Source organism: Photobacterium frigidiphilum (genome assembly GCF_003025615.1).
In the GTDB taxonomy this organism is placed as follows: Bacteria; Pseudomonadota; Gammaproteobacteria; order Enterobacterales; family Vibrionaceae; genus Photobacterium; species Photobacterium frigidiphilum.
The window spans coordinates 1-14,495 of sequence record NZ_PYMJ01000013.1 but is presented as its reverse complement, the minus strand read 5'-3'; the positions used below and the strand labels follow the sequence as shown (position 1 = coordinate 14,495).

Sequence of the window (14,495 nt, the reverse complement as noted above, 5' to 3'; positions counted from 1 at the left end):
CATTGATTGCCCCTTGGGAAGAAGGTTATTCCACTAACGGATATACGCCATTTTCGTTATGGACCTCTGCACCAGTAATGGGTGGGTTAAACACACAGGCCATTACCATCTCTTTGCCTTTATAAGCTCGTAAGTAATGTTCATCATTCTTATCTAAGATATATAATGTCCCTGGATTAATTGGGTAGGTTTTATCGCCGATCACTTCGATCTCACCTTCGCCGGAAATACAGTAAACTGACTCTAAGTGGTTCTGGTAATGAATATGTGTTTCGGTGTTGTCATAGATGGTGGTGATGTGGAATGAAAACCCCATCTTGTCGTCTTTTAATAGCATACGGATACTTTCCCAGTTGTCCGACACTATACGGCGTTCGCTGTTTTTACACTCTTCCAGAGTTCTTACAATCATGTTTAAGGTCCTTAAGAAGCTTTCTTGATCAGTTTAGTGGCGACGATATCTGCTGCCTGTTCGAAAATATGCAATCCTTGCTCAAGCTCGGACTCACTAATAGTGAGGGGACAGAAGAACTTAACGATTTCGTCATCTGGGCCTGCGGTTTCAATTATCATACCTTTGTCGAAACATGTTCTGGCGATGGCAGATGAAATAGAGCCGCTCTTGCACTCGATACCTTGCATCAAACCTCTGCCTTTACCGCGGATAAATAATGACGGATAACGGCGCAGGGTGCGTTGAATTGCGGTGTTGACTTGGTTTGCACGCTGGTCGATATGCTGTTCAAATTCACCGTTTGCCCAGTAAGTTGTGATGGCTTTAGTTGCGGTAACAAAGGCATGGTTATTACCACGGAAAGTACCGTTATGTTCACCTGGTTGCCATATGTCGAGTTCAGGCTTAAGTAGAACTAGCGCCATCGGTAATCCATATCCACTGATTGATTTGGACAAAGTAACGATGTCTGGCTTGATACCTGAAGGTTCAAAACTAAAAAAGGTGCCGGTGCGGCCGCAGCCGGCTTGAATATCGTCGACAATCAGTAGAATTTTGTGCTGCTTACAAATGCTGCTCAGTCGTTTCAGCCATTCAGTAGAGGCAACATTCAATCCACCTTCACCTTGTACCGTTTCAAGTAATACTGCTGCGGGCTTGTCTAAACCACTTGAGTTATCGTTCAGCATTGTTTCGAACAAAGCCAGACCATCAACGCCAGCGTAGCCTTCGTACGGAAGACGTGAAGTGCCTATCAGAGGCATACCAGCACCGCCGCGGTGGTGCTGGTTCCCTGTTGCAGACAGTGCACCGATGGTACAACCGTGAAAGCCGTTGGTGAAAGTGACGATATTAATGCGGCCAGTTACTTTTCGTGCGAGCTTCATTGCCGCTTCTACGGCATTTGTGCCAGTAGGACCGGTGAACTGCACTTTGTAATCAAGATTTCGGGGGGAGAATATGTGATTACGAAGTGCGGTTAAAAATTCCGCCTTGGCTTGTGAGTGCATATCTAGGCCGTGGGTAATACCATCACAATCGATATAATCAAGTAGTGCTTGTTTTAGTACGTCATTGTTATGGCCATAGTTCAACGAACCAGCGCCAGCAAGGAAGTCGAGGTAACGTTTACCATTATTGGTGTGTAGCCAACACCCTTTTGCAGATGAAAAAATAACAGGGAAGTTATTCGCATATGATTGCACATTTGATTCTTGTTTTTTGAAGATATCCATATTGGGACCGTTTTTTCAATGAATTAAAGAGTTTTGGTAAGAGGGATGTGATACAGGTATTCGGTATCGTGTTTACCTTTAAAGTGTTTGTGCTCGTCCAGAAAAGTTGTCACTGAACCAAGGTTATTATTTTCCTCGTCCAGTTTCTTGAATAGGTTCCAAGAGCCTTGATTGTCTTTGGTGATTGTTGTTTCAATTGCCTTAATGTGTTCCAGGTTGTCGCGTATTAAAAGCTCTTTTAGCATATGAAATGCAAGCCCTTTCCCTCTGTGCTTGGGGGCTACGGCAACTTGCCAAATAAACAATTCGTTATTATTTTCTGGCTTGAGGTAGCTAGATATAAAACCTGCTATTTCATCATTGAATTCTGCAATGATGCAGGTTTGTTTGAAGTGAGTAGATTGCAGAAAGTTACAGTAAGACGAATTCATATCCAGAGGGGGGCATGACGCGATAAGCTTATGCGCTTGGTCACCATCGCCAATATTTGGTGTTCTAAATACCCACTTGTTTTCATCTTTGGCTAATATTGTCGGGCATACAATCCAAGGTGCTGTCGTAATCATTTTGCATCCATAATCTTTAGTGGTCTAAACAATCATAGCGCAATCATTACACTCCACAATGAATATATCAAGTGTATACATGAATAATACCCATTCCAATTATCTTATTGTGTTGATTTATATCTAGAAAATTTACTTTCCAGTATGCTGCTTAATGTTTTGTGTTCTAATTATTTGTCGGGTTGGTGACTTAAGCTGTTGAGCAATTGCTTGTTGATCTTAATTGACAAAAGCATTCGAGATTAACCTTGTTCGTTGCAATGATACTTGCTTAAATGAGGGGGGGGGGAACCTTGCGAATACAGCGTCGTTTTCAGGTGAAATGCAATCAAATTGTTCACAAGGTCGCTTGTATCGTGAATTATGGATGGGGTATCGTTTGATTTTTATGACAGATAAAAAAAAGCGACCGAAGTCGCTTTAAATTGGCATTATTTGATGGAATTTATTAAGAAATTCATCACAGGATCGGGCTCTTTTTTGATGGTCAGCGCTTTCGGTATATATGTCGGCTTTTTCAAGATTTCTCGTGCAATCAGCTCATCTAATAAAGACTTCGATTCGAAGCCTGTTTTACCGACAAATAGCGAGGTTAAATCCCCTTGCTTATGAGCATTAATAGCATCTTTTAAGCCGCGTAAATATAAGAAATCTTTAGTGAAGCCACCACCACGATACGCACGCGTTGTAATGGTAAAGGCATCATCATCTGAGAGCTTATGAACATGCTTTAAGGCATTAAATGTTGTACCAAAACTGTCACCATTTACCATCATATCAACAGCAATTACGCGCAATGCGAGTGTTTTAAGGCGATGTAATGGGAAGCTACCTGATAAAAACTCACATAAGATAGCTAAGCCTTCTTGTGTATGTGTATTGCCAGGTAATCCGAGTTTCAATACCTTAAGCGGCTGTGCATCTGCGTTCACCGAAGTGACTAAGTGAACGCCTAATTCGTGATGAATTAATGCGTCTAAGTCTCTTTGTGAGAACATACAGCCTGTGTTTACCTTTATACTGCGTCCACTCACCATTGCTCTGGCAATCAGTTGCTTCGAGCCAACCACTTTACAGGTTATACCGTAATCATCTGCGGCATCTTTAAATGCTTGAATAGCTTCTGCTGCACTAATCGTTGCTTCTGGTGGTTCTTGGTACTCGCAAGCATGAAGAATGAAATTTGCATTCGCAATATCTCGTTCGTCTGGCTGACCATAGTAGCGTAAAGAGTTATATAAGAACTCCTCAGTACCAATGTTGGTTAGCAAGTCGATACGAATGGCTAACTGGTCAATTACTTTGCGATACATTTTCTGGATATCCGCATCGCGAATATCTTCAACAGGTAAACGGTATAGTTGTTCACGAAACTTGTACGGATCCAAATCCAGCTGGCGATAGGTAAATTGTGGCTGGTATGAATACGGATTATGCAAGAAGCGACGTTTTTCTTGCTTCAAGTTTGTTGGGTTTATATAGCTTAATGTATTGATACCACGAGATATCGCATAAAGTTGACGATCAAGTTTGATCACTTCACGCGGTAGCTTAGAGGCCAATATATTGCTGCCAGTTAAACGCTTTACTTTTGTTCGACGCAAAATGGTAGAAGCGGCGTGCTTCGTGATAACCGTTTTCATCGATTCATTCATTTTTTCAATCACAAGAGGAAAGCTTCCACCGCCCAATTCGCTCATATACACTTTCTTGATTTCAATCGGTAAAATCAATGTATTGTTGAAATGCTGACTAATGAATGTTGCTTGATACCCCATACCTTTGAAAATATCATTTTCTTTAGCTGTTACGGCAATATTAGGCAGTTCAATGTTGCTTAAACCAGTTAACAGTTCATTAATTTCTTTACGCCAACGACGTGCATTGACTTGTTTTGTACCTACATTGAATGTAGGTGTTTCATTCTCAACGCGCTGATAGTTGTATGAATGAATATCATACAATAAACACAAGCCAAACTTGTTTTCTAACGTTGCGACTAAGCATTTAAGAATACGGTAATAACATGCATGTTTGTCATGAGATGTTGCTTTTTCAGCATCCGTTAACGGTGTCGACCAAACGTTTTTCCCCCACGCATCTTGATAAATACAGTGTTCAGGTGATCGGTTTAAGTCATATTCATAGCGCGAGTCATCACCTTGTAACACGATAGGTAAAGACGAAATGAAATCACCAGTAAACGGATCTTCTTCGAAGTATCGTTCTTCTTCTGTTAATTCGCACTTTGTCATTAACTCGCCACGTAGGCGGCTGCCGTTATGTATCGCTGTTGCAATGTACGGTTGATACTCACTGATACGAATAGTTAAACTACCGTCGTTTAGTTGTCCTTCAAAAGGAACGAGATGCTGGATCTTATCCAGCACCTCCTGCTCAGTTAGCTGTAGCATCTTCAATTACTTTGCTGAATGCATTTTTACGCGCGATGCTAGAGTGTTTTGCTTTTACTACCGTTTCAACGAAATCAATCACTTCAGACTGAAGTTTGGTTCGATTTAAACGGTTAATACGTGTGATGCCGCCAGGGCTGAGTACGTTAACTTCAACTAACTTGCCACTGATTACATCAAGCCCGACAAAGAATAAACCATCACGGACTAATTTCGGACCAATGTGCTTACATAAACGCAGCTCTTGCTTTGTTAATGTGTGTTTTACTTCTTTTCCACCTGCGTGAATATTCGAGCGAACATCGCCATCTGCTGGTACACGACGCATAGCCCCAATAGGCTCGCCGTTTAGCATCATGATACGTACATCGCCTTTTTCAGCGCCTTCAATATAATCTTGTAAGATCACGTAGTTTTGGTCGGCACCGATATAGAAATCAAGCAAGGATTTAACGCTCGACTTTGCACTTTTCTCGACCAAAATAACGCCGCTACCACCGTAACCGTCTAGCGGTTTCATGATCATACGATCGTTAGGACTTTCTTCTAGTACACGCTCTAGGTATTCACGATTTTTAGAAACATGAGTAACAGGAATAAACTCGTTATTTGGATCCGGTAAAGACGCGGTATACAGCTTATTATTTGCAACGCGCAGTCCGTTAATATCATTCATGATGAAGGTGTCATCACGAACTGAATCAAGGAAATTCAATGCCATTGTGTCTAGCGGTGGGTTTGCTCGCATAATGATTGCGTCAAAACCCGCTAAAGGTAGCTGCGCTTTACGAAATTCAGCTTTACGGTAAAAGCTTGGTATATTGTTAGAAATGTCTGACTTTTTTAAAACGCTACAGAATGCGATTGCCATGCTATCACGCATTGTCAAATTATTTGGCGTTGTAATGGCTACCGTGTGCCCTCTACTAGCGACTTCGTGAATCATACGTAAGGTAGAGTCAGATTCTGGTTCTACTTTATCCCACGGGTACATAACAAAACAGATTTTCATACATATTACCAAGTTACATTGCTTAGCTTTTTTCTAAGCGCAAAAAGAAATAAGCCATCGTTCTTTAGACGATGGCTTGTCGTTATAATTAAATTAAAGGGTGACGAGTGGCGTTAAAGCAGTTTAATAATCAATACTATTGTCATCTGAGCCGTTGCCATCATCGTAGTCGTATAAGCCTTTAGGCTTACGTGGTGAATCACACAATGTATAGCGGCGTTCTTTTGTCGTTGTTCGATTTAAATACTTAGTCCAACAACGTCCGAATTCAGATATGACATCTTGTTGTCCATTAACCTCAGCTAGAAATTGACCTTCAGATTCATCAATGGGAGCAACTGAGCCATCTTGTAAGCCGCGCATAGTGCGACCATAATTTTCTAACATGCTGGCTTCATTGATGGTGAATACACCTGAACGATTAAAGCCTCGAGGGAAATTTTTATCGTCGTAAAATTTGCCTAAAATTCTCATTAATTTATATTCCTGCTGAGGTTTTCGCAGATAATCATGCAGAGAGTCAAACTTGTAAAACGAGTAATTTTCGCCATAACGATTAAAATTTTTTATCGATCCTTTTTGAGTGATTCGGTGTAATATCCAAACTAATTAATGTCGTTCTTTATGAGAGCAAGCCTTGTGGATACAGAATTACTTAAAACGTTTTTAGAGGTGACCAAAACACGTCATTTCGGCCGTGCGGCAGATAATTTATTTCTAACGCAATCAGCGGTTAGCTTTCGAATTCGACAGCTAGAATCGCAGCTAGGCAACCCTTTATTTTCAAGGCAGCGCGGTAATGTGCATTTAACGGCAGCGGGGGAACGTTTACAGCCGTATGCTGAAGCCATATTGCAAACGTGGGGACGAGCGAAGCAAGATGTTGCATTATCTGAAACGTTAAACACTCAGATAGCGATAGGTGCATCTGCACTTTTTTGGGAATTTGATGGTATTTCAGATTGGATAAACCGCATATATGGTTCGATACCCGGATTAGCATTGCGCTTAGAGTCTGTGCCTCGTCAGAGCATGTCGAAGCGATTACTTGATAAGACGATTGATGTAGCGATTACCAGTGAAGCGCCAAGAATTGAAAACCTACAAGTAACAAAAGTGCGAGACTATCAGTTACAATTGGTTGTACATAAACCAAACTGTACAATGGAAAATGTACGAGATATCCCATTGGTATATCTTGATTGGGGAACACGTTTCTCTGTTGAGCATAGCCGGATTCATGAGCTACAACGTACGCCAATTTTACATACTCATTCAAGCCGTATGGCGTTAGATTATATTTTGGGTAGTGGTGGAGTGGGGTATTTACCATCACCTGTGGTTGCACAAAGTGTTGATGAAGGTCTATTGCATGTCGTGGAAGGTGCTCCTGTGATGGAGCAGTCACTGTATTTGATTTCTCGTGAAGATAATGAAAAATCAGAAATGATTGAAGCGATGTTAGCGGTACCTTTTAATAATGTTATTGAATCTGTCTAATATAAAGAGTTGCCTATTTTAGTGCATGTTGCTCATAAATGTTAACGAGTTCACAGCGTATCGAGACATTGGTATATTTTTTGTTTTTAATGAAAAATAACAATGGTGACGATAAGAAAATCTTGTTGTACACAGCTTCTGTGATTCGATTAGTCTTAGGAAACGAATATTTACATTGTCATAATGATGGATTTAACAGTCTCATCATCTGTCGTAATTTCGACATAGAATATTCGTAATTTTGTCATAATAGAGCATTAATATTGCCAGTGTTCTATTATTAATCACTCACACTGGATGTATTTCAGGAAATAACATGGCTAAGTTAGATCAAAAATTTCATAAAAATGCTAAAGCTAAATCAAAGTTAGATTTTGGTGACGAATCTCAAGATTATATTCAAGATGATCGTAAAAAGAAACGTCGTATAGTTAAGCAACGTTACGACAGCTCTGAGCATAGTGAGTTCGATTATTGATAAAGAAAAGGCGTACATCGTTAATCGCGAGTACGCCTTTTTAGTCTCTAGATATTAATTCGTTACCGCTCGTAGTGGTTACCCTTCGTTGAGCTTAAATATTATCAATTACTTCATAGGTTATGATTTTAGGTGCTTGAATAAGGACGCTCAGTAATAGAGAGAAATCGCCATTACTTTCTCTCCAATTAAGGTACTCTGCTATATTTTCTTCTTTTTCCCAATAAGAAATAATAATAAATTCATTCTCTGATAAACGAGAAACCTCAGCGTTGTCATTACCTGGGAAAGTTCTTGCTGATTAACTGGTATTGCTATTATTTAGAATCAAAGGGGCAATGCCTTTAACGAACTAATTCGACTAATTTGTCAGTACTGTCCACATTACAATAACCAAACTTTAATGCAGCCATAAATGCATTATGAACATGAACTGCGGGTACCGCTACACCATTGAATTCTAGATCTAGCGTTGCACAAGCATCATGAGCGATATGACATTCATAGCCAAAATCAACGGCTGCACGAGTAACAGCATCTATACACATATGGCTCATTGCTCCGACAATAACGAGCCTTTCCACACAAAGGTTCTTCAAAATACGATTTAATTCTGTATCTCGAAAGCTGTTTATTTGATGTTTCAAAATGACTGGCTCATCGTCTTGTGGGGCAACACTGACGTGAATCTTTGCTCCTTCTGATTCAGGTAAAAAGAACGGAGCATCATTTGAAGGAAACTCATGACGGACATGAATAACTGGTAACCCTTTATTTCTAAATTCGGTTAACAGAATAGCCGCATTTGATGCTGCTGCTTCAGTACCTGATAGTGCCCATTTAGCACTTGTGTATGTAGGGTAGTAGTCGTTTTGAAAATCAATCAATAATAAAGCTGTAATTGGCATAATAATCTCTCTGCGTTGTTTCAATGATTTAATGAGGCTATTATGCAAAATACAAATCAATCACACCCATGGCGTAACTGCCATAAATCAGTGCAAAAATGACAAAATCTATCCGTGTAGTAATTATCGATTATCCTCATGCACTTCAAAGCGCAGTGCTTGGGTTTAAAGAATTGTTTATATTAGCAAATAAGGTCATTGTAGATCATAACCATGATATGCAGTTTGTAATTAGAATTGTGCAACCTGATAAAATGTCAGAGAGTGTAAGTTCAAGTGACATTGTGATTATTCCTCCCAACCTAGAGGGGAGTTATTTCAAAGCACCGTCGTCAAAATTATTGATGTTTCTTAAGGATGCTCACCGAATGGGAGCTATATTATGCTCTGCTTGTGCTGGCACATTTATACTTGCCCAAACGGGGTTACTCGATAATAGATCAGCGACGACGCATTGGCAGTTAGCTGACGAGTTCAATGAGCAATACCCCAAAGTATCACTTAAAGTTGAAAGTTTGCTGATTAATGATGGCGACATAATTAGTGCTGGAGGGCTCATGTCATGGATTGATTTAGGGTTAGAGATAGTTGCACAATTCACTCGACCACACATAATGCGCACACTTGGGAAATACCTTATTGTCGATACTGGTCGAAGAGAGCAGCGCTATTATAGTAGCTTCTCGCCCAAATTCAGTCATGGAAATGAGCAAATACTACAAGCGCAGCATTATATACAAGCGAATTATAATCAATCATTGAATATAGTTATGCTAGCTGCTTTGGCCTGCATGAGTGAGCGAACATTTTTACGCCAATTTACCAATGCGACTACGTTTAAACCTATACAGTATATTCAGAGGGTTCGAGTACAAAAAGCATGTGAACTATTAGAATCAACGACGCAGAGTTTTGAGCAAATTACGCTAAATATAGGCTATGATGATGTAAATAGTTTTCGTAAAGTTTTCATTAAAATTATAGGGTTAAGCCCATCGGCATTTAAAGCGAGGTTTGTTTAGACCGTTGCCGATTATCAGTCGGTGTGCCTTGGGGTTTTTAATGAAACTTTCCAATATTGCTGTTTATCAGATTCGTTTATAACTTCTCTTTTGTTGAGAAGCTATAAACGAAATCTAGTTATATGGGGTGTGATAGCTAATTCAACACTCACCTAGATATTAGTATTATGCTTTTGTTTTATGGGTTTTACGCCCAACAATAAAACCTAATCCAAAGGGTGCAAAGAAAATAACCAGAACAAACAGTATTAGGTAAATCAGAATGTCTGACAGCATCACTGTTAATTGTTCGATGGCTTTTTTGACAACATTTTGTGCGATACCATCTAAATCTGTGGTTATATTTGCACGCTCTTTCGTTACCATTTGACCAATAGCAATACGTTCACGCTCAACCATTATTTCTAACGCGATACGTTCTTGCGTAATAACATTTAACTTTTCACCTGCTTTTTTATCGAAATCATTCAGCAATGGTTGTAGCTCTTTCCCCATTTCAGAGGCTAACAGGCGCATATATTCAGGGTTGTTATCGATAAACTCTTGGAATTTTAATGATGTATTATTGATATTTGACAGTGTTTGGCTTAACTGTTCACCATTCACTCTGCTGTTACGCGCAACTAACTCTGCTTTCCATGATAATAACTTGGGTGTCTGATTTGACATTAAGCTGAGTCTATCTGATAGATCGCTTAGCGCTTCAGGCATTGTACCGAATGTTGTTATCGCTTCTGATTCATCAATACCGTTAAAGGTTAGCCAATCTTTAAATGCGGGCGTTCTATTAAATGCAAGGTTTTCAAAAGGATGTTGTTGACTGAACTGGGCGACAAAACGCTGAGCTGTTAAATAGTCGGCTTTTTTTAATAAGTTAAACGCGAGTGTGTCTGCGTCTTTAACCAATTTCTGGCTGGCTGATGTTGCTATATATTGCTGTTCTACAAATATATTTTTACCCGCACCTGTCGTGAAATAATCATTCATCTGGTAGGTAAATACCCAACTGTCGATTAAGCTCGCTAACGGAGATGCCTGATATACCGACTGCTGAAGTCCTTCTTCACTGTGAATTTTCCAAAGCAACGTATAAGAATATTGCGCGTTATCGTCGAGGTTAGCTTGGGCAATGTTATCTGCCGCTTCTTCAATAGTCTTAAAAAAAGTGATGCTGTAATCACGAGACAACAGTCTAATGTTGAGCTCTTGGGTGGTGAGCGGGGTTGTTTGTGAGTCGAGTTTAATTTCAAGCAAAGAGCAAGAAGAAACAAGAAAAACGATAGCTATAAAAAATAAAGAACGAAAGAGAGTCATGATGACAATTATCTGCTAATGGTTATTGGGTATTAATTCGAAGAATTTTAAGAAGATAGCCAGATGATGTCTATTGAAAAGTTATTATTAATATCGATAAAAACTAAAAGATCCTAAAATCGATACGTCGGTATGATTAGACCAGCCTTTTTGTATATTCATTATATGAAATTAAATAACCAATCAATACATATTATGGATAGTTGTAGGCCAAGCTATAATTATTGGAAGGTGATGAACTAAACGCACCTGATGGTAAAGATATTAGACATATACAGTGGGGTAGCTATGAATCCATTATCAATGAAAAATATTGAAAAACTGGTTGGTGAACATGTATTTTTGTTTGATAAATCTGATGTATTAGGCACATTTAGCGTGAAGTCGGTTACGCAATTAGAGCGCCATGGCATGGATGATTTAGGGCGTTCGATAGAACATTTCACGATCGACTTTCAAGGTGATGGTAGTACTCACTTTCCTGATGGACACTATCATTTTAAGCATCCTAAGTTAGGCGAAATTGAATTGTATCTTATCCATAAAAAAGAACATGATTATGAAGTGATGATTGATAGCCAAAATACGTGGTGAGTTTCTATTGAGTCAAGAGGAATGAAAGCATGGAATTTTATAGAGAAAGTTTGATTATTAAGCAGTTGAACAAGTAAAAAAACAACGGCGGTTATGATCAAGTTTTCTGCCTAGGGTTTGTTGTATACTGATCGCAGTGATTGAATCTAATGAAGAGATTAAACATGCAAGATGATCTAAACCTGAGTGTCCCTGAAAACCTTACGCAAGAGCCTGAGTTACCGATTCCTTCTCTTGATGACCAAAAGCTAATTGTGGCAGAGCTAAAGCGTCTAGAAGACGCTGGTGAACTAACGCCAGAGATTCTTGAAGAGTTCATGACTGGTAAGCGCAAGCCAGAGTAAGCCTCTTTTTTTGTTTTATTTAACAGACCTTATTTAGAGGTCTGTTAAATCATTTAGCTGTTAGCTTGGATTAATAGCGCCGACATAAATACTCACGCTGTCATAAAGGTTTAATTGCGAACACTTCAAATAGTGAAGCTCTCTCTATGTAACAATGATTTTTAAATCGTTAACTCGACCGCATGATTATTTTTTGACATCAATGAAATAGTATAAATAGAGGTATCTTCACCGTATTCAATTATTTACTACGACTTTATTATGAGACTTCAGATGGCGATAACTAGCTTTAATAAGAAATTTAAAGTGGTAAAACAAAGTGAGTGTTATTATTTATATGTTCGAAAGTTCTACTTTTTATGGGTAACTAATGGTGTTGGCTATCAGTCACGCTCAGAAGCCGTTTCTTATATCCCCTATGAAAGATAGAGCTAATATAGGCTCCATGTTTTCGGTATATGTAATGGCAACTAACCGCTACGTTGTTACCTCTAAAGGTACTTTTCAAGAGAACGCAACTCTAGAGATAACAACCAGCAAGAATATTTACACTGTCTCGTCCTAAATAAAAGTTATCAATGCTATTTTTAAGTTGAGTTTGTAATGCTTAAGTCAATCTTAATTAATTATATCAACAGACATAGGTTTTTTAATCGCTTTTAGATAGCTTCCCCCTAATATAAGTAAACAAGGTAACAACCAGCTGGCATGCGCGTTATACAATGGCAATGCTTGTAGAAATAGTGAATGAATGTTATCAGGCGTCTTTTCCAAAATATTGAGGGCATCAATTCCACCAAAGAATAAAGCGGTAAATAAAACCATAACATGAGTAAATGATTTTTCTTTTTTATTCGATAATGTAAGAGAAGGCAATACAAAAGAAGATAGAACAAGCGCAATGGCAACAGGACACAGAACTAAGATAGCTGGAAGACTAACGGTTAATATTTGCTCTAAACCTAAATTTGCAATGATAGCAGTAAGTGTTACGACGATTATTGCGGTTACTGGAAAGCGTGTTTTAAAGGTTTGCTTGTAATATTCAGCACAAGCATTGGTTAATCCTACTGTTGTTGTTAAGCAAGCCATTACAATGATTGTAGCCAGTAGCCACTGACCATAAATACCAAATTGCCCCGCAACATATTTAGCTAAGATTTCGCCTCCATTTGTTGCATTAGCTGCAACAGGTGCAGATGTTGCGCCAACATAACCCATTGCGACATAACATCCTGTCATTAGCACGGCATAAATAATGGCGACTTTACATGCTGTATTAGCGACAGCTCTAGGCTCGGTAATCCCTTTTGCATTTATTGCTTGAATAATTACCCAACCAAATCCGACCGCAGCAATAGCATCCATGGTCATGTAACCTTGGATCAATCCATGAGTAATGGCATCTTGTTGGTAATCGAAAGAAGGAGCTTGTGGTATGCCTAAAGGCGAGAATATAGCGGCACATGCAAGTGCGACTAACATAAGAATGAGCAATGGTGTCATTACCTTTCCAATGTAATCAACTAAATGACCGGGTTTAAAAGCAAGCAGTAACGTTACTGCAGAAAAGATGATTGAGAAAAGTAATAGATGGTCACTATTAACAAAAGGCTTTATTCCTATCTCATATGCAACAGTAATAGCACGAGGCATACCAAAAGCCGGACCTATTGCCGTAAACAGCAATATCCAAAAGGTACGGGCTAACCATTTAGGTAGTGGATTGGTTAAGTTCTGAGTGCTACTGAGTCGACCTAAAACAACCAGTGTTAGAGCGGGTAAACCAACAGCTGTAATAAGAAATCCAACCATTGCAGGAAAAAGGTTTGTGCCAGCTTCTAGACCTAAAGAAGGTGGAAAAATGAGATTTCCAGCGCCAAGAAAAAGGGCGAATGTCATTAAACCAATGGCAAGTAAGTCGTGTGTTTTCAATGGACATGTCCTGTATTGTTTCTATTAGGACCGTCAGATAGGCTGAAAAAGATGAAGGGAAAACTATATCCTCCGTCAGCCAGGCTGACGGAAGTAACCGCCAGCCTAGTTAATAATAACTAGAATAATGGCGATGATAATGTTCGTTGCACGCAATACAGCACGATTTAGTACTTTCATTGAAGTCATAAATTGTTGGGCTGTATGAGAAAGCATAATTAAACCTAGTCGTTTATATTGGCAACACACTCAACATATAAGTATTAAGCTGGGATGTAAATGGTTTTTTAGCGTATTGATTTTACTTTTAAACAATTGTTGGTGTTAAACACTGCCATTTTATGCCATTGGTGCCGCTTGAATACCAATATGTTTGATGATGCCCAGAACCGTAAGTTGAAGAAGTTGGCACCCAGCTTATGAGTAAACTGGGTGCCATCTTGTTATGCGAAGTGTCTAGATGAACTTTATGCGGGAATCATTTTTTCAGAGCGAAATGATAGCAACTTAGAGATGGCGATTGTGATGAATACTGGCACTAACCAGCTCATGTGTGCTGAGTAAAATGGTAACCACTTAGTGAGCGGCTCAATTGCATATTTTCATCCATCCCGATCGCTCAATAACACTGATGCCGATCAGCCAATACCATTCATGGCGATCACCTAATAACATCGATGCCGATCACTTTGGTTAAAAATGTTATTGAGCGATCGACT

The 14,495-nt window shown here is 39.2% G+C and carries 14 protein-coding genes; 5 read left to right on the top strand and 9 right to left on the bottom strand.

Annotated features, from left to right (window positions below):
- Nucleotides 1-25: 25 nt before the first annotated feature.
- The 6 genes from C9J12_RS14020 to maoP form a co-directional block, all read right to left on the bottom strand.
- Nucleotides 26-412, bottom strand: coding sequence for an ectoine synthase (locus C9J12_RS14020; RefSeq protein WP_107243286.1), 387 nt, complete (start codon nucleotides 410-412; stop codon nucleotides 26-28).
- Between the two features lie 11 nt (nucleotides 413-423).
- Nucleotides 424-1,689 carry a diaminobutyrate--2-oxoglutarate transaminase gene (gene ectB / locus C9J12_RS14015; RefSeq protein ID WP_107243285.1) on the bottom strand — a complete coding sequence of 422 codons (1,266 nt, stop codon included), beginning with the start codon at nucleotides 1,687-1,689 and terminating at the stop codon, nucleotides 424-426.
- Nucleotides 1,690-1,712: 23 nt separating this feature from the next.
- Nucleotides 1,713-2,255: a diaminobutyrate acetyltransferase gene (ectA, locus tag C9J12_RS14010; RefSeq protein ID WP_107243284.1), complete on the bottom strand. Its 543-nt coding sequence runs from the start codon at nucleotides 2,253-2,255 to the stop codon at nucleotides 1,713-1,715.
- 431 nt (nucleotides 2,256-2,686) lie between these two features.
- Nucleotides 2,687-4,669, bottom strand: a complete 1,983-nt coding sequence (locus tag C9J12_RS14005; RefSeq protein WP_107243283.1) for a flavohemoglobin expression-modulating QEGLA motif protein — start codon at nucleotides 4,667-4,669, stop codon at nucleotides 2,687-2,689.
- Nucleotides 4,653-5,681, bottom strand: coding sequence for a glutathione synthase (gene gshB, locus C9J12_RS14000; RefSeq protein WP_107243282.1), 1,029 nt, complete (start codon nucleotides 5,679-5,681; stop codon nucleotides 4,653-4,655). The genes C9J12_RS14005 and gshB overlap by 17 nt, the downstream gene beginning before the upstream one ends.
- A 123-nt stretch (nucleotides 5,682-5,804) precedes the next feature.
- Nucleotides 5,805-6,155 (bottom strand): DUF413 domain-containing protein, encoded by a 351-nt coding sequence (gene maoP, locus C9J12_RS13995; protein WP_107243281.1) that lies wholly within the window; start codon nucleotides 6,153-6,155, stop codon nucleotides 5,805-5,807.
- Nucleotides 6,156-6,320: 165 nt separating this feature from the next.
- On the opposite strand from maoP, the gene hdfR reads away from it, so the two are divergent.
- The gene (gene hdfR / locus C9J12_RS13990; RefSeq protein ID WP_107243280.1) at nucleotides 6,321-7,181 is read left to right on the top strand and encodes an HTH-type transcriptional regulator HdfR; all 861 of its coding nucleotides are present in this window, start codon (nucleotides 6,321-6,323) and stop codon (nucleotides 7,179-7,181) included.
- A 316-nt stretch (nucleotides 7,182-7,497) separates the two neighbouring features.
- Nucleotides 7,498-7,659 (top strand): hypothetical protein, encoded by a 162-nt coding sequence (locus C9J12_RS30700; RefSeq protein ID WP_170111781.1) that lies wholly within the window; start codon nucleotides 7,498-7,500, stop codon nucleotides 7,657-7,659.
- A gap of 344 nt (nucleotides 7,660-8,003) precedes the next feature.
- Here the strand turns inward: C9J12_RS30700 and C9J12_RS13985 are convergent, their stop codons facing one another.
- Nucleotides 8,004-8,567: a cysteine hydrolase family protein gene (locus C9J12_RS13985; RefSeq protein WP_107243279.1), complete on the bottom strand. Its 564-nt coding sequence runs from the start codon at nucleotides 8,565-8,567 to the stop codon at nucleotides 8,004-8,006.
- 98 nt (nucleotides 8,568-8,665) lie between these two features.
- On the opposite strand from C9J12_RS13985, the gene C9J12_RS13980 reads away from it, so the two are divergent.
- Nucleotides 8,666-9,589 (top strand): GlxA family transcriptional regulator, encoded by a 924-nt coding sequence (locus C9J12_RS13980; RefSeq protein WP_107243278.1) that lies wholly within the window; start codon nucleotides 8,666-8,668, stop codon nucleotides 9,587-9,589.
- 165 nt (nucleotides 9,590-9,754) lie between these two features.
- Here C9J12_RS13980 and C9J12_RS13975 read toward each other — a convergent pair whose 3' ends face one another.
- Complete coding sequence (locus C9J12_RS13975) at nucleotides 9,755-10,903, bottom strand: chemotaxis protein (RefSeq protein ID WP_107243277.1); 1,149 nt, start codon at nucleotides 10,901-10,903, stop codon at nucleotides 9,755-9,757.
- Between the two features lie 288 nt (nucleotides 10,904-11,191).
- Here C9J12_RS13975 and C9J12_RS13970 point away from each other — a divergent pair, with 288 nt between their 5' ends.
- Nucleotides 11,192-11,497 carry a DUF6916 family protein gene (locus tag C9J12_RS13970; protein ID WP_227876365.1) on the top strand — a complete coding sequence of 102 codons (306 nt, stop codon included), beginning with the start codon at nucleotides 11,192-11,194 and terminating at the stop codon, nucleotides 11,495-11,497.
- 164 nt (nucleotides 11,498-11,661) lie between these two features.
- Nucleotides 11,662-11,841, top strand: a complete 180-nt coding sequence (locus tag C9J12_RS13965; protein WP_107243275.1) for a restriction endonuclease subunit S domain-containing protein — start codon at nucleotides 11,662-11,664, stop codon at nucleotides 11,839-11,841.
- A 618-nt stretch (nucleotides 11,842-12,459) separates the two neighbouring features.
- Here C9J12_RS13965 and brnQ read toward each other — a convergent pair.
- Nucleotides 12,460-13,776 carry a branched-chain amino acid transport system II carrier protein gene (gene brnQ, locus C9J12_RS13960; protein WP_107243274.1) on the bottom strand — a complete coding sequence of 439 codons (1,317 nt, stop codon included), beginning with the start codon at nucleotides 13,774-13,776 and terminating at the stop codon, nucleotides 12,460-12,462.
- Nucleotides 13,777-14,495: the final 719 nt, after the last annotated feature.